The organism is Burkholderia sp. PvR073 (genome assembly GCF_054055695.1).
In genome coordinates this window covers 434,704-455,445 of sequence record NZ_JBSRXO010000001.1, presented here as the reverse complement: position 1 = coordinate 455,445, position 20,742 = coordinate 434,704, and the positions used below count along the sequence as shown (strand labels likewise).

At 68.7% G+C, this 20,742-nt stretch carries 23 protein-coding genes; 7 read left to right on the top strand and 16 right to left on the bottom strand.

What is annotated here, in order from left to right; translation table 11 throughout:
* Nucleotides 1–97: 97 nt before the first annotated feature.
* Entirely contained in the window at nt 98–751 is a 654-nt protein-coding gene (locus tag ACVK00_RS01970) for a DUF1345 domain-containing protein (RefSeq protein WP_228910055.1), read from the top strand.
* Nucleotides 752–757: 6 nt separating this feature from the next.
* Here ACVK00_RS01970 and ACVK00_RS01965 read toward each other — a convergent pair whose 3' ends face one another.
* Both ACVK00_RS01965 and ACVK00_RS01960 read right to left on the bottom strand, forming a co-directional pair.
* Nucleotides 758–1,426: a glutathione S-transferase gene (locus ACVK00_RS01965; RefSeq protein WP_284893731.1), complete on the bottom strand. Its 669-nt coding sequence runs from the start codon at nt 1,424–1,426 to the stop codon at nt 758–760.
* 133 nt (nt 1,427–1,559) lie between these two features.
* Nucleotides 1,560–2,270 carry a class I SAM-dependent methyltransferase gene (locus ACVK00_RS01960; RefSeq protein WP_284893732.1) on the bottom strand — a complete coding sequence of 237 codons (711 nt, stop codon included), beginning with the start codon at nt 2,268–2,270 and terminating at the stop codon, nt 1,560–1,562.
* Nucleotides 2,271–2,574: 304 nt separating this feature from the next.
* Here ACVK00_RS01960 and ACVK00_RS01955 point away from each other — a divergent pair, with 304 nt between their 5' ends.
* Nucleotides 2,575–4,221: a DUF3459 domain-containing protein gene (locus tag ACVK00_RS01955; protein WP_228910056.1), complete on the top strand. Its 1,647-nt coding sequence runs from the start codon at nt 2,575–2,577 to the stop codon at nt 4,219–4,221.
* Nucleotides 4,222–4,258: 37 nt separating this feature from the next.
* Here ACVK00_RS01955 and ACVK00_RS01950 read toward each other — a convergent pair whose 3' ends face one another.
* The 5 genes from ACVK00_RS01950 to ACVK00_RS01930 all read right to left on the bottom strand — a co-directional run bounded on the left by ACVK00_RS01950 (nt 4,259) and on the right by ACVK00_RS01930 (nt 8,970).
* Complete coding sequence (locus tag ACVK00_RS01950) at nt 4,259–4,843, bottom strand: thiamine phosphate synthase (RefSeq protein WP_284893734.1); 585 nt, start codon at nt 4,841–4,843, stop codon at nt 4,259–4,261.
* 37 nt (nt 4,844–4,880) lie between these two features.
* The gene (locus ACVK00_RS01945) at nt 4,881–6,224 is read right to left on the bottom strand and encodes a hemolysin family protein (RefSeq protein WP_228909425.1); all 1,344 of its coding nucleotides are present in this window, start codon (nt 6,222–6,224) and stop codon (nt 4,881–4,883) included.
* 76 nt (nt 6,225–6,300) lie between these two features.
* Entirely contained in the window at nt 6,301–7,080 is a 780-nt protein-coding gene (locus tag ACVK00_RS01940) for a sensor histidine kinase (RefSeq protein WP_284893737.1), read from the bottom strand.
* A gap of 67 nt (nt 7,081–7,147) precedes the next feature.
* Entirely contained in the window at nt 7,148–8,071 is a 924-nt protein-coding gene (locus ACVK00_RS01935) for a DMT family transporter (protein WP_284893740.1), read from the bottom strand.
* 41 nt (nt 8,072–8,112) lie between these two features.
* Nucleotides 8,113–8,970 carry a LysR family transcriptional regulator gene (locus ACVK00_RS01930; protein WP_228909428.1) on the bottom strand — a complete coding sequence of 286 codons (858 nt, stop codon included), beginning with the start codon at nt 8,968–8,970 and terminating at the stop codon, nt 8,113–8,115.
* A gap of 109 nt (nt 8,971–9,079) precedes the next feature.
* Here ACVK00_RS01930 and ACVK00_RS01925 point away from each other — a divergent pair, with 109 nt between their 5' ends.
* The 3 genes from ACVK00_RS01925 (at nt 9,080) to ACVK00_RS01915 (ending at nt 12,091) form a co-directional block, all read left to right on the top strand.
* On the top strand, nt 9,080–9,463 hold the full coding sequence (locus ACVK00_RS01925; protein ID WP_057924044.1) for a tautomerase family protein: 384 nt from the start codon (nt 9,080–9,082) through the stop codon (nt 9,461–9,463).
* A 120-nt stretch (nt 9,464–9,583) separates the two neighbouring features.
* Nucleotides 9,584–11,203 (top strand): CHAD domain-containing protein, encoded by a 1,620-nt coding sequence (locus ACVK00_RS01920; RefSeq protein ID WP_354123175.1) that lies wholly within the window; start codon nt 9,584–9,586, stop codon nt 11,201–11,203.
* Nucleotides 11,204–11,251: 48 nt separating this feature from the next.
* Complete coding sequence (locus tag ACVK00_RS01915; RefSeq protein ID WP_284893748.1) at nt 11,252–12,091, top strand: TOBE domain-containing protein; 840 nt, start codon at nt 11,252–11,254, stop codon at nt 12,089–12,091.
* Between the two features lie 171 nt (nt 12,092–12,262).
* Here the strand turns inward: ACVK00_RS01915 and ACVK00_RS01910 are convergent, their stop codons facing one another.
* The 4 genes from ACVK00_RS01910 to ACVK00_RS01895 all read right to left on the bottom strand — a co-directional run bounded on the left by ACVK00_RS01910 (nt 12,263) and on the right by ACVK00_RS01895 (nt 15,379).
* Nucleotides 12,263–12,964: a sulfate/molybdate ABC transporter ATP-binding protein gene (locus ACVK00_RS01910; RefSeq protein WP_166723005.1), complete on the bottom strand. Its 702-nt coding sequence runs from the start codon at nt 12,962–12,964 to the stop codon at nt 12,263–12,265.
* Nucleotides 12,965–13,058: 94 nt separating this feature from the next.
* Entirely contained in the window at nt 13,059–13,736 is a 678-nt protein-coding gene (gene modB / locus ACVK00_RS01905; protein WP_284894047.1) for a molybdate ABC transporter permease subunit, read from the bottom strand.
* A gap of 10 nt (nt 13,737–13,746) precedes the next feature.
* On the bottom strand, nt 13,747–14,544 hold the full coding sequence (modA, locus tag ACVK00_RS01900) for a molybdate ABC transporter substrate-binding protein (protein WP_284893750.1): 798 nt from the start codon (nt 14,542–14,544) through the stop codon (nt 13,747–13,749).
* A 136-nt stretch (nt 14,545–14,680) separates the two neighbouring features.
* Nucleotides 14,681–15,379 carry a phosphatase PAP2 family protein gene (locus ACVK00_RS01895; RefSeq protein WP_228909432.1) on the bottom strand — a complete coding sequence of 233 codons (699 nt, stop codon included), beginning with the start codon at nt 15,377–15,379 and terminating at the stop codon, nt 14,681–14,683.
* A gap of 248 nt (nt 15,380–15,627) precedes the next feature.
* Between ACVK00_RS01895 and ACVK00_RS01890 the strand changes: the two genes are divergently transcribed.
* Nucleotides 15,628–16,737: an extracellular catalytic domain type 1 short-chain-length polyhydroxyalkanoate depolymerase gene (locus ACVK00_RS01890; RefSeq protein WP_228909433.1), complete on the top strand. Its 1,110-nt coding sequence runs from the start codon at nt 15,628–15,630 to the stop codon at nt 16,735–16,737.
* 81 nt (nt 16,738–16,818) lie between these two features.
* Nucleotides 16,819–16,995, top strand: a complete 177-nt coding sequence (locus ACVK00_RS01885; RefSeq protein WP_006753395.1) for a DUF3563 family protein — start codon at nt 16,819–16,821, stop codon at nt 16,993–16,995.
* A 108-nt stretch (nt 16,996–17,103) separates the two neighbouring features.
* On the opposite strand, the gene ACVK00_RS01880 is transcribed toward ACVK00_RS01885, so the two are convergent.
* The 5 genes from ACVK00_RS01880 to ACVK00_RS01860 all read right to left on the bottom strand — a co-directional run bounded on the left by ACVK00_RS01880 (nt 17,104) and on the right by ACVK00_RS01860 (nt 20,627).
* Entirely contained in the window at nt 17,104–17,523 is a 420-nt protein-coding gene (locus tag ACVK00_RS01880; protein ID WP_006753396.1) for an organic hydroperoxide resistance protein, read from the bottom strand.
* A gap of 152 nt (nt 17,524–17,675) precedes the next feature.
* On the bottom strand, nt 17,676–18,128 hold the full coding sequence (locus tag ACVK00_RS01875; RefSeq protein ID WP_284893760.1) for a MarR family winged helix-turn-helix transcriptional regulator: 453 nt from the start codon (nt 18,126–18,128) through the stop codon (nt 17,676–17,678).
* Between the two features lie 185 nt (nt 18,129–18,313).
* Entirely contained in the window at nt 18,314–19,123 is an 810-nt protein-coding gene (locus ACVK00_RS01870; RefSeq protein WP_228909435.1) for a BPSS1780 family membrane protein, read from the bottom strand.
* Nucleotides 19,114–20,112: a homoserine kinase gene (locus tag ACVK00_RS01865; protein WP_175722338.1), complete on the bottom strand. Its 999-nt coding sequence runs from the start codon at nt 20,110–20,112 to the stop codon at nt 19,114–19,116. Before ACVK00_RS01865 ends, ACVK00_RS01870 begins: the two co-directional genes overlap by 10 nt.
* A 107-nt stretch (nt 20,113–20,219) precedes the next feature.
* Nucleotides 20,220–20,627 carry a hypothetical protein gene (locus ACVK00_RS01860; protein ID WP_006753400.1) on the bottom strand — a complete coding sequence of 136 codons (408 nt, stop codon included), beginning with the start codon at nt 20,625–20,627 and terminating at the stop codon, nt 20,220–20,222.
* Nucleotides 20,628–20,742: the final 115 nt, after the last annotated feature.

Below are 20,742 nucleotides of genomic sequence, written 5' to 3'. Positions count from 1 at the left end.
GCCGGAATGGCGATAATCGGGGCGGTACCCGCCGGCGCCCCGCAGCGGGCCGTTCGCGCGCCGGCCGAACCTTTCCAACCGCTTTCGGAATCACATGATGACGCTTTATCCGCAGGTATTACGCAACCGGCCGCGCATGGTCGCCGCCTTCGTCGCGGGCGTGCTGTGCGCGGTGCTGCTGCCGCTCCAGTTGCGGCCGACCGCGCGCGTGCTGATCGGCTGGGATTGCACGGTATGGCTGTATCTCGTGCTGATGTGGGTGCGCATGGTCACCGCGCATCATCACATGGTGCGCGAAGTCGCGATCCGCGAGGACGAGAACGCGACGACCGTGCTGACCGTCATCTGCCTCGCGACGGTCGCGAGCGTCGCCGCGATCGCGGTCGAGCTCGCGACCGCGAAGAGCGTCGGCTTTCGCGCGGGGCTCGGTCATTACGCGATCACGGGCGCGACGCTGTTCGGCGCGTGGTTCCTGATCCCGACGATCTTCACGCTGCACTACGCGCGGCTCTATTACGGCTCGCCGACCGGCGATCGCGCACTGCGGTTTCCCGACCGCAATCCCGAGCCCGACTACTGGGATTTCCTGTATTTCTCGTTCACGATCGCGGTCGCGTCGCAGACGGCCGACGTGTCGCTCGCGAACCGCGCCGCGCGCCGCGCGGTGCTCGCGCAGTCGATCCTGTCGTTCTACTTCAACATGGCCGTGCTCGGGCTGTCGATCAACGTCGCGGCGGGATTGCTGAGCTGACCCGGGTTACTTGAGGAGTTCGTACGGACCGCCGCGCTCGAGCGCGCGGCGGTAGGCGGGCCGCGCGTGGATCGTTTCGAGAAAGCGTGCGATCGCCGGATGCCTGGCGCCGTCGCCGCGCGCCATCGCGGCTTCGAGCGGGAAGCTCATCTGGATGTCGGCCGCGCTGAAGCTGTCGCCGACGAACCAGCCCGTGCGCTTCAAAGCGTCCTCGATATGACCGAGATGCAGCGCGATCTGCGGATCGACGAAGCCCGATTGCAGCGTCGCGGCGATCTTGCGCGCGATCGGCCGCGCGAAGAACGGCATCGGCGCATGCGCGATGCGCAACGCGACGAGCTTCAGCAGCAGCGGCGGCATCGCCGACCCTTCCGCGTAGTGCAGCCAGTACGTGTAGTCGTGCCGCTCGGGCGTGCCGCTCGACGGCGCGAGGCGGCCGTTGCCGTGGCGTTCGACCAGGTACTCGATGATCGCGCCCGATTCGGCGATCGCGCGGCCGTCATCGGTGACGACGGGCGACTTGCCGAGCGGATGGATCGCGCGCAGCGCGGGCGGCGCGAGCATCGTCTTCGGATCGCGCTCGTAGCGCACGATCTCGTACGGCACATCCAGTTCTTCGAGCAGCCAGAGCACGCGCTGTGAACGCGAGTTGTTCAGGTGATGGACGGTCAGCATGTCGAGGCCGGAAGAGGGGCGGGAACGACATCATACCGAGCGCGGGTGACGCCCGGCACGTCTGGCTGCCGCGCGATGGCTTCGCAAAGGTCTGGTGCCTTGCGCGACGCTTCTCACCCGTCGTTGCGCCCCGTCACGCGGCGCGCCGCAGCGCGATCCACGCGCCCCAGAACAGGCTCGAGAAAAAGCGCAGCGGCGCATCGAAACCCGCATCGTCCAGCAGTTCGAACACGGCTTCCTCGGAAGCCGGCGGATCGGCGCCCTGCAGGATTTTCGCCAGTTGCGCACGCACGGCGTCGGGCGTCGCGCCCTTCATGCGCCAGCGTTGCTGCCACGCATCGAGCAGACGAGGGTGGTCCGCGTAGCGGCGATGGTTGCCCGCGATCACGAGTGGTGCGCCGGGCTTCAGGCGGCGCGCGATCGCGTCCAGCAGCGCGGCCTTCGCCGTGTCGCCGGGCACGTGATGCAGCACGCCGATCAGCGTCGCGCCGTCGAAGGCCGGCGCGTCGGGCAGCGCATCGATGCCGGCCTCGATGAAGTGCGTGCGAGCGGCGAAACCCGCCGCTTCGACGTTGGCGCGCGCAAGCGCGAGCATCGGCGCGGACGGATCGATGGCCGTGAACCGCCAGCCCGGTTCGAGCGCGGCGGGCACGCAGATTTCCTGCCCGGTGCCGCCTGCGCCCACGACGAGGATCCGCGCATCGGCCGCGCCGATCGACGACGCGAGCATGCACGCGGCGAGTTCGTGGCATGCGTCGTAGCCGGCGAGCGCGATGCGGGATTGTTCGGCGTATTCGTGCGCGCGTGCCGGATCGAACTTCGCGGCGCTGGCGGGGAGTGACATGGCGGATGCCTCGGGTTCGGGCGCGGACGGGGTGTCCACGCGCACCGCATCGAGCGTAAGTGGCGGTCGGCGGCGCAACAAGGCGAGCGGCCATTCCGGTATGCGGACTACCCGACTCGGCACGCCTCGCGCGCAAACGTTGTCGGGGTCGATTCGCATTTAAAAATGTGAGGATTCCATGCGTTTCGAACCTGAAACCGGCGCATACTTTTCTTCCCCCCTGCCTGGCCGTCGCATGCCGGGCCCCGCTGCGCCGCGCCGTGTTCGCGCGGCCATGCCGCTCGGCACGCATGAGGAGCGCATGATGTCAGATTGTTCGCACGATCCGTATGCGCAGCACTACATTCACTGCCTGCCGTCCGGCGCGCAGCCGTGCGGCGCGCTCGGCACGTCGCAGCGCACGCATTTCCGCGTGTGGGCGCCGGCCAGCATGCACGTTCAGCTCGAACTCGATACCGGTAACGGCACGACGCTCGTCCCGATGACGGCCGCCGGTCGGAACTGGTTCGAAGCGTTCGTCGAATGCGGTGCGGGCGCGCGTTATCGTTATCGGCTCGACGATGTCGTGTCGATTCCCGATCCCGCATCGCGTTCGCAACCCGACGGGCTCAACGGCCCGAGCGAGGTCATCGATCCGCGCGCGTTCACGTGGCGCAACACGTTCTGGCGCGGACGTCCGTGGGAAGACATCGCGCTATACGCGATTCGTCCGCACGCGGTGGGCGGCTTCGACGGCGTGCGCCGCCGGCTGCCGCAACTCGCGCGTCTCGGCGTGACCGCGCTGGAGTTGCTCGCGTCGCCGCACGACAGCCTGCCGTTCGCGCCGCTCGCGGCCGAGGGCGGCCCCAACGCGCTGAAGGCACTGATCGACGACGCGCACGGCTACGGACTCGCGGTGCTGCTGGAGCTCGATTACGCGCGCTTCGGCAGCGGCACCGACGCGCTGCGCCATTACGCGGCGCCGTTCTTCCATACGCGCGACGATCCGCTGCAGGCGCCGCCGCTCGCGCTCGATCATCCGGAAGTCTGCGACTTCTTCTGCGACAACGCGGTGTACTGGATCAACGAATACCGTTGCGACGGGCTGCGGCTGCGCGAGGCCGACCGGATCGACACGTCGTGGCTGCGCGAGATCGCCGATCGCGTGCGCGCGGCCGTGCCGGCCGACCGGCTGATCCACCTCGTGCTCGGCAGCGAGCGTCATCCGGTGCATCTGGCCGATACCCATTTCGATGCCCAATGGAACGGTTGCGGCGAACGCGCGCTGCATCGGTTGACGGACCGCGGCGCGACCGCTCACGAAGGGATTTCGGCACATCAGTCGATCCATACGCTGGCCCGTGCATTGACCGCGGCCGGCGCGGCGTTCCAGCCGGCCGCCTCTGTCGACGGCCCCTGCGCCGAAGGGCTGGCGCTGACGTCGCTGGTGCTGTCCGACGGCGTATGGCGCGAGAGCGAGCATGGCGACCTCGAGACGCCGGGTCTCGCCGCGCTCGCGCTGTCGCTGCTGACGCCGCAGATCCCGTTGATCTTCGACGAAACCGCACGCGATGCCGACCGTGCGCATTTCGTGCAGTCGGCGCTCGCGGTACGCGCGAAGCTGATTGCGCCGCGGCTGGCCGATTGTCGGCCGCGGGACGCGCATACGTTGAAGGCGGACGGTGACGGCGATGCCGATGCGCTGGTGGCGTCATGGCGGCTCGCCGATGACGAGACGCTGACCATCGCACTGAACCTGTCACCCGACGCGCTGCCGTTCGATGCGCCGAGAGGGCAGGTCGTGTTCGAGACGCCGGCACGTGCACGCGACCGGATCGACGACGGGGATTTGCCGCCGTATTCGCTCGTTGCGTGGCTGACGGGGGACGTCAACCACTACGCGCTCACGCACGACGTGCGCCGGATCGACGACAGCACATGGCGCGGAATGCGCGCCGATCTGAACGCGTAACGCTCGGAAGGTCGGGCGCTGGCGCGCCCGGCCGCACTCACCAGAAGCTTCGAATGCCCGCGACGCCATGCGCGCCGTGGCGGCGCGCGTCGTCGAGATGCGCGCGTGTCATGCCGCCGAGCGCATAGACCGGCATCACGGCCTGCGCGGCCAATGCCGCGAAGCGCGTCCAGCCGAGCGCCGGCGCGCCGGGATGGCTGAGCGTCGGCAACACGGGCGACAGCGTGACGAAATCCACGCCTGCGCGCGCGGCCAGCACGAGATCCTCGGCCGCATGGCAGGCGGCCGACACGCGGCGCGTGGCCGGCAGCGGCCGCTGCGCGACGGCGCGCAGCGCGGCGCTGTCGAGGTGCCACCCCGCGCCGTCGAGCTGCATCACGCCGGCCGCGTCGATCGGCCCGTTGAGCATCAGTTGCGCGCCGGCTGCGGTGCAGCGCGTGAGCGCATCGGCAGCCAGCCGCGCGAACGCGGCCGCGTCGAACGATTTCACGCGCAATTGCACGAGCGTCTCGCCGCGCGCGAGCACGGCCGACAGCCGGTCGAGGAAGGCCTGGCAATCGGCGGCCGACGCGGACGCCGGCTCCGGCGTGATCACGCAGCAGCGCGCCAGCGTCGCGCTCATCGCGTGCGGGGAGCGCGGGAAGGGCGTGCGGCGGCCGTCATTCGTCGGCTTCCTTCACGGTCTTCGGATAGACGCGCACCAGCACGATGCGCGGCCCGTTCATCTTCTTCACGACGACGTCGAAGCGATCGAACGACACGCGCTGCCCTTCGGTCGGCAAATCGCTCAACGCCTGGATCACGAGGCCGCCGACCGATTCCGCGCGTCCTTCGTCGATGTCGATGCCGAGCGCCTGCTCGAGCGACACGACGGGCAGGCTGCCCTTGCCCATCAGCGTGCCGTCGTCGAGGCGGGTCCAGTCCGCGTCGCCCTGGCGGAACTCGTCGTGGATCTGGCCAACCAGCGCGCCGAGCAGGTTGTCGAGCGTCAGGAAACCGATCGGCTTCTCGCCCTTGTTGCCGACCAGCGCGAAGTGCGGCGCGCCCTTGCGGAAGCGGCGGAACAGTTCCAGCGCCGGCGTGTCGGGCTTCACGTACTGCACCGGGCGCACGTAGTCGGACAGGTCCTCGAGCGCCGCGCCCGCATGACGCGCGAGCAGCAGGTCCTTCAGGTGGATCAGCCCGCTCACCTGTTCGCGCGACGTATTCTCGAACAGCGGATAGCGGCTGAAGCGGTGCCGCGCGACGATTTCCATGTTGTCGGGCAGCGGCAGGTCGCGGCGCAGGCCGATCATTTCATGCGCCGGCCGCATCAGGTCCGACACCGTCATCGACGAGAAATCGAGCGAATGCGCGAGCGTGTTCCACTCGTCGTTGGTGTACGTGCCGCGTGCCGGCTGCGCCGTGTTGCCCGCGGTGCTGCGGCGGCCGCGCAGGATCAGCTTCAGTTCGTCGGTCGAGTAGTGCGCATCGCCGCCGTGGTCGGCCGACAGCCCCGCGAGCCTCAGCACCGCGTTCGCGCTGCTGTTGAGCACCCAGATCGCCGGATACATCGCCCAGTAGAACGCATAGAGCGGCAGCGCGACCCACAGGCCGACCTTCTCCGACTGGCGGATCGCCATCGATTTCGGCGCGAGTTCGCCGACCACGATGTGCAGGAACGAGATCAGCGAGAACGCGAACACGAGCGAGATCAGGTGCACGATGCGTTCGGACTGCACGCCGATCAGGTCGAGCAGCGGGCCGATCAGTTCCGCGAACGCCGGCTCGCCGACCCAGCCGAGGCCGAGCGACGCGAGCGTGATGCCGAGCTGGCACGCGGACAGATACGCGTCGAGTCGACCATGCACGACGGCGAGGATGCGCCCGCGCAGGCCGTGCTTGCGGGCAAGCGTCTTGACGCGCGTCGCGCGCAGTTTGACGAGGCCGAATTCGGCTGCGACGAAAAACCCGTTCAGGGCCACCAGGAACAACGCGCCGATGAGCGCGAAGATCTGTAACAAAGAATCGCTCCAGTCATGAAAGGCCCAACAGTATAGGGCCGGAAAGGAAAATGTAATGTGTCCGACGGCCGATGGCTTACCCCGCCGCCTCGCAGGGAACCGCGAGCGACAGGGTGACGACGGCGCCGTCGGCGAACGGGGCGTGCGTGAAGGTGCCGCCGTGCGCGAGCGCGACACGCTGGCACAGCGCGAGCACCCACGCGACACGCTTCGCGTCGCGCGAGCGCAGCATCTCGCGACGTGCGAACGCGTCGAAGGCGTGCGGCAGCGCCGGATCGGCGAGCGCATCGGCGTTCACGCGGCAGGTCACATGCGCGACGCACTGCGCGCCGTCGCGCGTGCACGCGAACGTCACGCGGTTGCCGGCGGCACTGGCTTCGACGGCCGTCGTCAGCATCATCCAGAGCGCCTGTGCGAGGCGTTCGCGATCGGCGCTCAGTGACGGCTCGCCGTCGGGCAGCGTCGCATCGATGCTCACCTGCCGGGCGTCGGCGAGCGCGAAACGCACCAGCGCGAGCGTGTCGTCGAGCAGCGGGCGCAGCGCGAACGGCTGCGCGGTGATCGCGAGCGTACGTGTTTCCGCGCGCGGTGCGTCGAGCACGTCGTCGATCAGCGCAACCTGCTGATCGATCCCCGTGCGGATGCCCGCGAGCGCGCGCTGCAGGTTCGGGTCGGCATTCGCGAGCTGGCGCTCGAGCACATACGCCCAGCTGTGCATTGCGTTCAGCGGGCTGCGCAGGTCGTGCGATGCGGTGGAAAGCGCCTGGTCGCGCAGGAACAGCGCGGCCTCGGCGGCATAGTGCGCTGCGCGTTCGCGCAGCAGGTCGGCGGCGGGATCGACGGGAATGGACGTCACGGAGCTGGTTTGTTGGATGCGGTTGGCATGAAAAACACGCGAATCGTCATTATAGGGATCGCGCGTGTCACGCCGGCAGCGCGTCCTCGTCCTTTTTCCGGGCGTCGCCGTTCGGCAGCAACTGACAGGCGAGCAGGCCGGCCAGCATCAGCGCGCAGCCGACCAGCGCGCGCAGCGTCAGCGTCTCGCCGAGCGCGGCCCAGCCGGCGATCGCCGCGAACACGCCTTCCATGCTGAAGATCACGGCCGCGTGCGCGGGCGCCGCATCGCGCTGTGCGACGACCTGCAGCGTATAGCCGACGCCGACCGACAGCAGCCCGCCGTACAGCAGCGTCGGCAGCGCGCTGCGCAGCATCGCGATGCTGACCGGCTCGATCACGAGGCCGACCGCGAGACACAGCGTGCCGCACGTGACGAACTGCAGGAATGCGAGCACGAGCGGATCGTGGCGCTTCGCGAAATGGCCGACGGCCATCACGTGCGCGGCGATGATGACCGCGCCCGCGAGCTGGAACCAGTCGCCGTAGAGCACCGAGAAATGCTCGTCGATGCTGAGGAAATACAGGCCGATCGCCGCGAGCAGCGCGCCGAACCACGTGCCGGCGCCGATCCGGTGGCGGACGAACACGCCGATCAGCGGCACGATCACGACGTACAGCGAGCTGATGAAGCCCGCGTTCGCGATGCGCGTGTACTGCAGGCCGAACTGCTGCAGCGAGATCGATACGGCGAGCAGCGCGCCGAGCGCGAGCCCGGGCACCAGCAGCGCCGGTTCGCGGCGAATCGCCGCCAACTGCGCACGCGACGCCGTGTTGAACGTCAGCAGCGGGATCAGCACCAGCGCGCCGAGCAGGAAGCGCAGCCCCGTAAACAGGAACGGCCCGATCACGTCGAGACTCAGCCGTTGCGCGACGAAGGCCGAGCCCCAGATCGCGGCGGCGCCGAGCATCAGCAGGTTGGCGCGGAGGTGCTTGCGGGCTTCGGGCTTCATCGGAATTCTTCAGAGGATTGCGGGCGGCGAAACCGGGTAGTTTACGCCGAGATTGCAAGGCTGTCGGCAAACCTTCGCAGTGCGGCGGCCGCGCGGGTGTCGCGCACGCGTGAATACAGCACGACCTGCGAGTGCGGCAGCGGCGGCAAGCCGAATTTCGCGCCGACGTCCACCAGCGTGCGCGGCGCGACGCGCCGGGCCAGCGGGCTGACCGCGAGCCCGGCCGCGGCGGCGGCCGTGACCGCCGCGACGCCGCCGCCCGTGAAGCGCTCGCGCCACGGCCGCCCCGCGTGCTCCAGCGCGCGCAGCGCGGCGGCTCGCACGCCGCACGGCCCGGCCAGCACGGCGAGCGGCAGCGGCTCACCCGCGCGCGGCGCCCAGTCGGGCGCGGCAAGCCATGCGAGCGGTTCGGTAAACAGCAGCGTGCCGTCGTCGCGCGGCGGATCCTCGCCCGGTTCGTGCCGCACGATCGCCGCGTCGAGCCGGCGTTCGTCGTATTGGACGAGCAGGCTCGCCGACATCCCCAGATGCATTTCCAGCGACAGCCCGGGATCCTGCCGGTGCAGGCTCGTCAGCACGGCCGGTAGGTCGGGCACCGCGACGTGCTCGCTGACGCCGAGCGACAGCCGGTGCGTGCCGGCCGAAATCGCGCCGAGCGCGCGGTCGTGCGCGTCGAGCAGCGCGCGGGCGGCCGGCAGGAAGTTTTCGCCGTCCGCCGCCAGCTTGACGACGCGCGGCGTGCGCGCGAGCAGCGGCTTGCCGAGGTGCGCTTCGAGCCGCTTCAGCTTCAGGCTGACGGCCGACTGCGTGGTGCCGAGCGCGTCGGCGGCGCGCGTGAAGCTCGCGAGATCGGCGACCAGCACGAACGCGCGTACCGCATCGAGGTCGAGGACTTTCATTTCCGATGTAAATGAATGAAATATTGGTCGATGACTGTTCATTATAGTTATGCGCGCCTAATCTGACGTTGCGTTCCAGTTTTTCAACGTCACCGAAAGGAGCAGAACCATGCCATTCACCCGTATCGCAGTGCGCGAAGGCAAACCGGCCGCCTACCGCGCGGCGCTCGTCGACGGCGTGCATCGCGCGCTGATGCACACGTTCAACGTGCCCGAGGACGACATCTTCATGGTCGTGACCGAGCACTCGGCCGAGAACTTCGTCTTCGGCCGCCACTACCTCGACATCGAACGCAGCGACGATCTCGTGATGATCCAGATCACCGCGAACAACACGCGCACGCTCGAGCAGAAACAGGCGCTGTACCGGACCATCGCCGAGAACCTCGCGCGGCAGCCCGGCGTGCGGCAGCAGGACGTATTCATCAGTCTTGTGGAAGTGCTGAAGGAGGACTGGTCGTTCGGCAACGGCATCGCGCAATACGTCGTTTGATGCGCGACAGGGCGGCAGGGCCAGATCGTCGCCCGCGCGTTTTGACGCCGTGTACTATGGAAGCTGATTCACGGACGACGCCGGCACGCAGCCGGCGCTTCTTCATGTGCGGGAGCCTCCATGTCGCGTGTGCTGGAAATCGTGTTGTGCCTGTCGCTGGATGCCTGGCCGGTCAAGACGGGAAGCCGGGCCCGTGGCGAGCCGCGCGATTTCGGCGCCGAACTCGTCCGTGCGTGGCGCATCTGTCCGCAGGTGCGGATGCGGCGCGGCCACGAGCGCGTGACCATCGAGCCGTGCCAGGTCGAGGAGGCCGAGCCGAGCCCCGGCGAGTGCTGGTGGACGTGGATCGAGTCGAACGCGCAGGGGCGGCGTGTCGTCGCGTCCCGCACGAAGGCGTTTGCGCCCGGCGTCGTGGAGCGCGAGCTGTTCGACGCCGAGCATGCCGGCATTGCCGTGGCCACGCCGGCGCCGCTCGCCGATGCGCAATCCACGCAGGCCACGGGCGAGGCTATGACGCCCGGCCCCGTTGACGAAGCGGCCGTCGCCGCCTCGTCCGGGCCGGCGCCGTTGCGGCTCGTCGCCGAGCGGCGGCGCGGGCGATGGGCGGACGACAGCGGCGTGGTGGTCGAGATGACGCTCGACGACATCACGCTGCACGGTGGCGCCGGACTGCCGCGCCGCCATGTCGAGCTGCGCCTGGCGGCGCCCGACTGGGAAACCGTCGCCGCCCGCACGGCCGCGCTGCACGCGCTGTTCGCCGCCGCGCGCGAGCTCAGCGGCGCATGGCCCGCGTTCGTGCAGCTGACCAGCGTGATCGATCGCGCGTGCGCGGGCGAGCCGGGCATCGCCGGGCCGGTCAAGGCGAAAATCGTCGACCTGACCGGCATCCGCACGCAGCGAACCGCGCTGTTCGCGCTGTCCGGCGACATCGCCGCGCAATGGCTCGGCAACGAGGGCGGCGTGCTCGATCGCGACGATCCCGAATTCGTGCACCAGATGCGCGTCGCGCTGCGCCGGCTGCGCACGCTGATGCGTTTCTTTCCGCGCTTCGCGGACGATCAGTGGCAGGAAACCTTCGGTGTCGACCTGCGCTGGCTCGCGTCGCTCCTCGGCACGGTGCGCGACTGGGACGTGTTTTCGACCGAAAGCCTGCCCGCGCTGATCGCGGCGGATGGCGGCAGCGCCGACTGGAACGGCACGCTCGATGCCGCGCGTGCGCAGGCGATGGCGGCGCGCATCGAACTGCGCCAGGCGCTGCATTCGGCGCGCTATGCGCGACTGACGCTCGGCTGGCTCGAATGGCTGAGCACGCTCGCGCTGCCGCCGGCCGCCGGCGACGACGATGCGCCGTCGCTGCGGCGTCACGCGACCAAGCGCGTGCGGCGGCTGTTCGGTCATCTGTATGCATCGCCGTCGCTCACGTCGCTCGATACGGCCGCGCGGCACCAGGTGCGGATCGACGCGAAGCGGCTGCGCTATGCACTCGAATTCTTCGCGTCGCTCGCCTCGCGCCGCACGCGCAACGAAACGGTCAAGACGCTCGCGCGCGTGCAGAGCGTGCTCGGCGAAGCGAACGACACGATGGTCGCGCAGCATCATCTCGAGCAACTGGCGGCACCCGCGTATCAGCTCGGTTTCGTGCGCGGCTACGGTGCCGCGCTCGAGCAACGCGCGGCGCGCGACGCCGAGGCGCTGCTCGCGAGCCTGCGTCCGCCGCGGCTCGACGGCAAGCCGCGTTGAGCGGCGTGCGCTCCCTATAATGGCCCCCCGTTTTCTGCAGACAGACCCATGAGCGACGCGTCGCCTCCTTCCACCTCCGCCGGACCGCTCGGACTGGGCGGCGAACTATGGCTGTGCGCCGGCCCGCAGACGCTCGGCGGCGCGACCCGCATCGCGCTGCTCGCGGCGATCGGCGATACCGGATCGATCACGCGCGCGGCGAAGGCCGTCGGCCTGAGCTACAAGGCCGCGTGGGATGCGATCGATACGATGAACAACCTGGCCGGCGAGCCCCTCGTGACGCGTTCGACGGGCGGCAAGGGCGGCGGCGGCACGACGCTGACGCCGCGCGCGACGTCGCTGATCACCGCGTTCCGCACGATCGAGCGCGAGCATCGCCGCTTCATCGACGCCGCGAGCGCGGCGGTGTCCGGCTTCGACGTCGATTGGGCGCTGATCGGCCGGATCGGCATGAAGACGAGCGCGCGTAACCAGCTGTTCGGCAAGGTCGAGTCGATCGTGCGCGGCACGGTGAACGACGAAGTGACGCTCGTGCTGCCCGGCGGGCAGGTGATCGTCGCGGTGCTGACGCACGAAAGCGCCGACACGCTCGGCCTGGAGCCGGGCGCGGATGCGTGCGCGCTCGTGAAGGCGTCGTGGGTCGTGCTGGCGGTCGACGATGAAGCCGAACCGACATTGAAGGTGTCCGCGCGCAACCAGTTGCACGGGACGGTCGAAACCGTCGCGGCGGGCGCGGTGAACAGTGAGGTGACGCTGGCGCTCGACGGCGGCGGGACGCTCACGGCCGTCGTCACGAACGACAGCGTCGGCGCGTTGCAACTCGACGTTGGCCGGCGCGCGATCGCGCTGTTCAAGGCATCGAGCGTGATTCTCGCGGTGACGGGCTGATCGCGCGCGCCGTTTCCGCTCCTGACCGCGGGTGGACGAGGCGAAACCGGCGCCGCCCGAAGTGCGCGAGGCGCCGGCTTCGATCCCGTTGCCAGCTTGTTCCAGCTTATGCCGCCAGTGCGGCTTCCCTCAGGCTCCAGCGTGGCCGCCCGGGCCACGGCCGGCGTGCGCTCAGACGACGCGCGTCGGCCACTCGGCGTGCGGCGTTGCGGCCTGCACACGTCCCTCGCTCAATTGCACGACCTGGTCGCCGAACGCGGCGACGTCATCGGGATCGTGCGAGATGAGCACCATCGGGATATCGAGCCGCGCCTGCAGTTCGGCGAGCTCGTGGCGCATGCGCTGGCGCATCGCGCCGTCGATTGCCGCGAACGGCTCGTCGAGCAGCAGCACGTGCGGCTGCGCGACCAGCGCGCGGGCCAGCGCGACGCGCTGCTTCTGTCCGCCCGACAACTGCGACGGAAACTGGCCGGCGAGCGCGTCGAGCTCGAACGCCTGCAGCCAGTACGCGACTTCGGGCGGCGCCGTCTTCGCACGCGGGTTGCGCAGGCCGGGCGTGAGCCCGAACGCGATGTTCTGGCGTACGTTCAGGTGCGGGAACAGCGCATAGTCCTGGAACAGGTACGCGACGCGGCGCGCACGGGTCGGCACGTCGATGCCGCGCGCGGAATCGAACAGGGGTTCGCCGTTCAGCGTGATCGTGCCTTCGTCGGGCGACAGCAGGCCGGCGATCGCCTGCAGCGTCATGCTCTTGCCCGCGCCGGACGGCCCGAACAGCACGACGCGCTGGGTGGTGGCCGCAAACGACACGTCGAGCGTAAAGCGGCGCTCGGCGCTCGCGTAGGTCTTGCGGATGTCGACGACGACGCTCATGCGGCCCTCCGTCGTGCTGCGCCGCGCGCGCAGCAAACCGCGCGCGCAACGGGCAGGCGTGTCGCCGCGAAGCGGTACGGATGCGATCGGCGCGTCATGTCGGCTGGCTCCGCCCGGCGCGCGACGGCACGAGCCAGCCGGTCGCGAGCAGCACGAGCACGCAGGTGATCGACGTCACCAGCACGAGGAAGTTGGCCGTGCTGTCGTCGCCGGCCTGCACCGCCGCATAGATCGCCACCGACAGCGTCTGCGTGCGGCCGGGCAGGTTGCCGGCGATCATCAGCGTCGCGCCGAATTCGCCGAGCGCGCGCGCGAATGCGAGCAGGGCGCCGGCCAGGATGCCGCGCGTGGCGAGCGGCAGCGTCACGCGGAAGAACACCGCGGTTTCGCCGAGCCCGAGCGTGCGTGCCGCGCGTTCGAGGTGCGGATCGACGCTTTCGAACGCGGTGCGCGCCGATTTCAGGATCAGCGGAAACGCGACGACCATCGACGCGATCACCGCGCCCTGCCACGTGAAGACGAGTTCGATGCCGAGCTTGTCGAGCCACGCGCCGAACACGCCGCGCCTGCCGAGCAGCACGAGCAGGTAATAGCCGAGCACCGTCGGCGGCAGGACGAGCGGCAGGGTCAGCAGCGAATCCACCACGTCGCGCATCGGCGAGCGCCAGCGCGCGAGCACGAAGGCGGCGGCGACGCCGAGCACGATGTCGAGCGCGGTCGCCCAGCCGGCGACCTTCAGCGACAACAGCAGCGGTACCCAAGCGTCCTGCATCATGCCGTGCTCACTTGCCCGCGGGCTTGAAGCCGAACGTCGACAGCACTGCCTGGCCCTGCGGCGACGCGACGAAGTCGATGAACGACTGCGCCTGCGCGGCATGGCGGCTGTCCTTGACCACCGCGATCGGATAGGTGATGGCCGTCTGCGTCGGCACGGTCAGTGCGATCTTCACGCGGCCCGGCATGATCGCCGCGTCGGTGCCGAACACGAAGCCCGCGTCGACTTCGCCGCGCGCGACGTAATCGAGGCTCTGGCGCACGTTGGCGGCCAGCACGCCCTTGGCGCTGACGGCGTCCCACACTCCTGCCGCGCGCAGCGCGCCTTCGGTATAGCGGCCGACCGGCACCGATGCCGGGTCGCCGTACGCGATACGCTTCACGCCGGGCGCCGTCAGGTCGTTCAGCGATGTCGGCGCGGCCGCATGGCTGTCCGCCGGCACGATCAGCACGAGCGAATTCGCCGCGAAATCGCGGCGCGTGCCGGGCACGATGACCTTTTCGGTGACGGCGCGATCCATTGCCTTCTGGTCGGCCGAAGCGAATACGTCCGCCGGCGCGCCCTTGGCGATCTGCTGCATCAGCACGTCCGACGCGCCGAAGTTGAACAGCACCTTGGTGTCCGGGTGCTGCTTGTGGTACGCATCGCCGACTGCCTTGAACGCGTTCGTCAGGCTCGCGGCCGCCGACACGACCAGCTCGTCGGCAGCGGAAGCCGACGCGCTGAACGCGATGCCTGCGGCAAGCGTGGCGAGCGGCAACAGGCGGAGCAGGGTGCGGCGAAGCGGGCGGACGGTTGAGCGCATGGTCTGGTCGTTCGAATGGTTGAAAACCGTAATCGTAATATAGGGCAGGTTATAACGCTCGACATACCGTTCATGCGCCGGGACGCATGAAACCTTCGGACTTGAAACGCGGCGGGAAAGACGTGCGCGGGGCCCATCACGCGTGCAGCGACGGCGGCGACGACCCGGTGCGGTGCAACGACGACGGCTGCGACGCCGGCCGGTAGTTCGGGTTGGCTTTCCAGCGGGCGCGGACGAACGGCCGCTCGTGCCCCGACAGCTCCAGCGCGACCTGGGTGACCCACCGGTGCGACGGCACCGTGATGCCGTGCAGCGCGATGGTGACGAGCGCGAGGCTCGCGACGACCGCCGGCACCGACCAGCGGTGCGGCACCGCCTGCCACGAGCCGGCGATGAACACCAGTGCGGCGATCGCGCCGATGATGCAGCCGGTGATCGATTCGGACGGCGAATGCGCGGCGAGCGCGACGCGCGACACGCCGACCGCGATGCCGGCCGCGAGCCCGAGCGCGATGCCGGCGATCCGTACCGGCGTGCGCGTGCGGATCAGCGCGAGGAACATCGCGACGGGATAGACCGACGTCGACAGCATCGCATGGCCGCTGAATCCGGTGAAGTCCCACGCGCGGATCCCGATGCCCCAGCCGAGGAACGCGATCTTGGTGAGCGCGACGACCCCGATGGCGGCCGCGAGCACGCCGAGCCACGCGGCTGCGCGCTGCCACGAGTAGCCGAGCGCCAGCCACACGGCGATCGTGATCGCGAGCGGCAAGGTCAGGCCGGCGCCACCGAACGCGGTGATCGTGATCCACAGGTGAGACGACAGGTCGAACATCGGGAAGGGAACGGACAGAGGCGGGACGAATGCTTAAATCAACGCGCGAGCCGGGAAGAACGACTACAACGGATACAAGCGGTTAAACCCCAGTATAGCGCCGCGGGTGGTCGAGGCCCGTTTTTTGCGCTGCGGGGAACTATCCGCGTGCAGGAAAAATCCCAGAAACAATGCTATGGTGCATTGCACAAAGTCGAACGATGTACCGAGTATCGTGACCCTATTTTTCCTGACTGCGAGCCCGATTGATGACCAAAAGTCTGACGAAGGTATGGCTGGGCGGCGTGAAACGCATGCTGTCCCCGGCCGCCAAACGTGGGGCGCGCGATGCACAGCGGATCGCGCGCGATACGCTCGAGGCCGCGGCCTCGAGCGCCGCCACCGATCCGTCCCCGCTCCGCGAGTCGCGCGTGCGGCCGCGTGCGGCTGCATGGGCGGCGGGCGAGTGGACGCGCGGCGAGCATCCGATGGCGCCCGCGCTCGGCCGCCTCGTCCAGCAGCTCGCATATGGGCTGTACGTCCCGCCCGGCCGCCGGCGCGGTGCGATGCCGCTCGTCGTGATGCTGCACGGTTGCCAGCAATCGGTCGACGAGTTTGCGCAGGGCACGCGGATGAACCTGCTGGCCGACAAGCACGGCTTCGCGGTGCTGTATCCGGAGCAGTCGCAGCGTGCGCACGCGCACGGCTGCTGGCACTGGTATGAGGATACCGATCGCGCGGGTCGTGGCGAAGCGGATACGGTCGCCTCGCTCGTCGATGCGCTCGTCGACGAGCACGGTTTCGACGCATCGCGCGTCTACGTCGCGGGGTTGTCGGCCGGCGCGGGGCTGGCGGCGCTGCTCGCACTGCACCATCCGGACCACTTCGCGGCGGTCGCGCTGCACTCGGGCCCCGCGCTCGGCGAGGCGAATTCCGGCATCAGTGCGATGGACGTGATGCGGCGCGGGCTGCGGGAGAACCCGGCGGCGGTGCTCGACGCGCTGGTAGACGCCAAGGCGTATCCGGGCATGCCCGCGCTGATCGTACAGGGTGACGGCGACCATGTCGTCGCGCCGAAGAACGCGGACCAGCTGACGGTGCAGTTCATGCGCCTGAACGGGCTCGCGGACAGCCGCGGCGCCCTGCGCGGCGGCGAGCGCGTGGAGACGCGCGAGGCAGGCGCGCAGATCACCGACGTGCGCCGCGACGGCGAGTCGGTCGTGCGGCTTTGCCACGTCAAAGGGCTCGATCATGCGTGGGCCGGCGGCGACGAAGCGGTGCCGTTTCATGCGGCGGTCGGCCCCGATGCGAGCGCGATGATCTGGTCCTTTTTCGAACAGAATCGTCGGACTGTGGCGACCGAACGACGCACCGTTTGATCGACGCTAGCCAAGGTCTAGGGTTTTCCCTATAATTCGGGAAAACCCTAGTCAAAGAACCCTTGGATTGCGAGATCGATCATGTACCTGCTGAGCCACCTCTTCCTGATGCTGACCAAGAACGCTGAAAAGGCCGCAAAAGAGCGCGCCGACGCGTACCTGTCCGAAGCAACCGACATCTACGATCTCGAATTCCGTATGCGCAAGATCGATCGCGAAGCGGCGATGAACCGTCCGTTCTCGTTCGGCTCGCGTTAAGCAGCGCAGCGCGGGCCGGCTCGTCAGCCGGTCCGGCGAATCACGCAAAAGGGCGTGTGCGGCAAGTAGCCGCACACGCCCTTTTTGCATTCGGCGGCGCGTGGCGCGTCAGATGACCGTCAGGCGCACCGGCACGTTGTTGCGGGTCGCGTTCGAGTACGGGCACACGTGGTGCGCCTTGTCGACCAGCGCCTGTGCGTCGGCCTTGTCGAGCCCCGGCAGCGACACGCGCAATTCGATGTCGAGCCCGAAGCCGCCGGCGTCGTTCGGGCCGATGCCCACTTCCGCGGTGACTTGCGTGTCGGCCGGCAGCGTCTGCTTGTTCTGGCCGGCGACGAATTTCATCGCGCTCAGGAAACAGGCCGAGTAACCTGCGGCAAACAGCTGCTCCGGGTTCGTGCCTTCCGCGCCCGTGCCACCGAGTTCGCGCGGCGCAGCCAGCTTCACTTCCAGCTTGTTGTCGGCGGAAACCGCGCGGCCATCGCGGCCGCCCGTGCTCGTGGCGCTGGTCTTGTACAGAATGTTCATCGTGCAGCTCCTGTCGGAAAAGGGGAGAAGCGGTCCGGTCGGACTAGGTGTCGCCGGCCACGAGGAAAATATAGAACACAAATGATTTGTGTGCAAATGAAATTTTGAAGAAAGGGCTGACATACCGGGCCGGTTCGCGACCGATCGGCTCGTCAGCCTTCGTTGGCGGCCGACAGCGCTTTGCGCAACTGCTGGAGATCCGCGCGCAGCCTGACCAGGAATTCGGGCGTTTGCTGCATCGCGCAAAAGAGATCGCCCGGCACCGAGCGGGCCTTGTCCTTCAGCGCGCGGCCTTCCGCAGTCACGCGCACGTTCACGACGCGCTCGTCGGTCGCGCTGCGCACGCGCTCGACGTAGCCGAGCGCCTCGAGCCGCTTCAGCAGCGGCGTGACGGTGGCCGGGTCGAGGTCGAGGCGGGCGGCGATGTCCTTCACCGCGATGTCGTCGCGTTCCCACAGCACGAGCATGGCCAGATATTGGGGATAGGTCAGCGACAGCTTGTCGAGCAACGGCTTGTACGCCTTCGTCATCGCATGCGAAGTCGAGTAGAGCGCGAAGCACAGTTGCTCGTCGAGCGTCTGGGGCAGCGGGGGCAGGCGGTCCATGATTCGGGCGGCGCGGCGAACGCGCTAACGATTTGTACGCAAATTATTTTGCGCGCAAAAGATTCGATTGAACAGGGGCCGCGCGTCGGGGGATCGGGCGGCAGCCGGGCTCCGCGAGACCGGCGCCGGGCCGGCCGGGAGGGAGGGAGAGGGACGGCCGGCGGCGTGCGCCGGCCGAATTGGCGTCAGCGGCCGGACGTGGGCGTCGGGGCGCCCGGTTCCTGCACGCCGAAGCAGCCGCGATAGGTCGCGTAGAACGAGCAGTACATCATCGTGACGATGATGATCGTCACCGGCATCATGATCGTCAGCACATAGGCGCCGGCGCCGAGCGCCTGCAGCAGCAGCGACAGGCCAAACGACGAGCCGAGCGCGACACCGAACCACAGCAGCCCGTATACGACGAATGCGCCGCGATTGCGCCAGCAGCTGACGACGCTGAAGAACAGCGCCTTGGCGGGCGGGATGTCGTGCCAAGCGGTGAGCACCGGCGCGAACCAGAACAGCATCGCGACCGGCGCGTAGAGCAGCGTCGCGAGCAGCAGCGCGCCGAGCGTGCCCTGCGCGGCAAGCGTTTCCGGCGTCGGATTCGTGTCGTTCGTCGCGCCCAGCATCATGTGGAGCAGCCCGCCGCCGTCCACGAGGGACGACGCGGCGAACACCGCCACCATCAGCGCGACATAGACCAGGCCGAGGACGAGCAGCCGCTGCGTCGTCGCGGAGCCGTACGAGCGGAAGCCGTCGATGAGGATCGTCGGCATCACCGGCTTGCCGGCGACCGTATCGCGGCACGCGGCCATGAAGCCGACGGCGATGCCGGGGATGAACAGCAGCGGCAGGGCCGCGCCGATCACCGGCACCATCGACACCAGCGTGATGGCCAGCAGGTACGTGAAAAACAGCGTGATGAACGCGAGGGGGTTCCGGCGGAACAGCCAGATGCCTTGACGGAACCAGACATAGCCCGCTTTCGCGGGTACTTCGATCAGTTGCATGCGGTATGGGTCTCGGGAAGCGCGGGCGTGTGGGCGATACGCTCACGCAGGATGCGTTCGAAATGACCGGGGTCGTGCGGTTTGAGCATTTCGGCCGCGCGCGGCAGGTAGAAGTCGTACAGGCGCGACACCCAGAAGCGGTACGCGCCCGCGCGCAGCATGTCGCTCCAGTGGCGGCGCTCCGCGGCCGTGAACGGCCGGACCGTCTGGTACGCACGCAGCAGCGCGTCCGCGCGCGCGACGTCGAGCACGCCCGTCGCGAGGTCGACGCACCAGTCGTTGACGGTCACCGCGACGTCGAACAGCCATTTGTCGCAGCCCGCGAAATAGAAATCGAAGAAGCCGCCGAGCCGGACGTCATGACCGGTGCCGGGCGCCGCGTGCGCGAACAGCACGTTGTCGCGGAACAGGTCGCAGTGGCATGGGCCGCTCGGGAGCGCCGCATAGTCGTCGGACGCGAAGAACGCGGCCTGGTGCGCGAGTTCGCCCTCGAGCAGCGTGCGTTGCGCGTCGGAGATGAACGGAACGATCGCCGGGACGTTTTCCTGCCACCACGGCAGGCTGCGCAGGTTCGGCTGGTAGCGCGCATAGTCGCGCCCCGCGAGGTGCAGGCGCGCGAGCATCTGCCCGACTTCGATGCAGTGCTCGATCCCCGGCGCGAGTTCGGCGGCGCCGTCGAGCTTCGTGACGATCGCGGCCGGCTTGCCGTGCAGCAGGCCGAACAGCGCGCCGTCGTCGCGCGGGATCGGATCCGGCACCGGCACGCCGTGGCTCGCGAGATGGCGCATCAGGTCGAGGTAGAACGGCAGCTGTTCCGCCGTCAACTTTTCGAAGATCGTCAGGACGTACTCGCCGCGCGTCGTCGTCAGGAAGAAGTTGCTGTTTTCGATACCGGACGGAATGCCGCGGAACGCCAGCACGTCGCCCAGTTCGTAGTGGCGCATCCATTGCGCGAGATCGGAGTCGGAAACAGCGGTGAAAACGGCCATGCGAGATGCGTCAGGTCAGTTGTCGGCACGCGCGCGGCGTGCGGCGCGACAGGAGGTGAAGGGAGAGCCGGTGCGCCGCGTGGCGACCGACGCGGCGCGGCGGGAAATCAGTAGCGCAGGTTCACCGACGGCAGGCGCGTGATCGGGACGCCCGCGTCGTGCGGCTTCGGCGACGTGTCGGGCGTCGAGCTCATCTGGTAGCGCGTGCCGAAGTTCGACTTCACGTTGATCTCGACCGGCTTGCCGCGATCGCGATACTCGGTGACCTCGGTGCCGTTCCTGCTCTTTTCATGGAAGCTCGGCGTGCGGCGGATATCGGCGAAGTCGACTTTCGACGTGACTTCGGCGCCGGGCCGGTTGATCTTGCGGAGATCGGGCAGGCCGGCGGCTTCGTTGGCTTCGGCCCGGGCCTGCGCGTCGGCGTCCGGCGTGCTGCCCGCGGCGTAAGCGGTGCCGACAGCGGCAAACATGCCAGCAAACGCGGCAGCAGCGGCGACGAGAATGAGCGGCTTCATGATGAGTCTCCAGTGAACCCACCGATTTTAGCAAATACTGGGCGCGGCCCGGCCCTCATGTGCAAGCGACATGCAAGCAGGCGGCCATGAGCGTGACCGGGTTCCGTGGTAATGT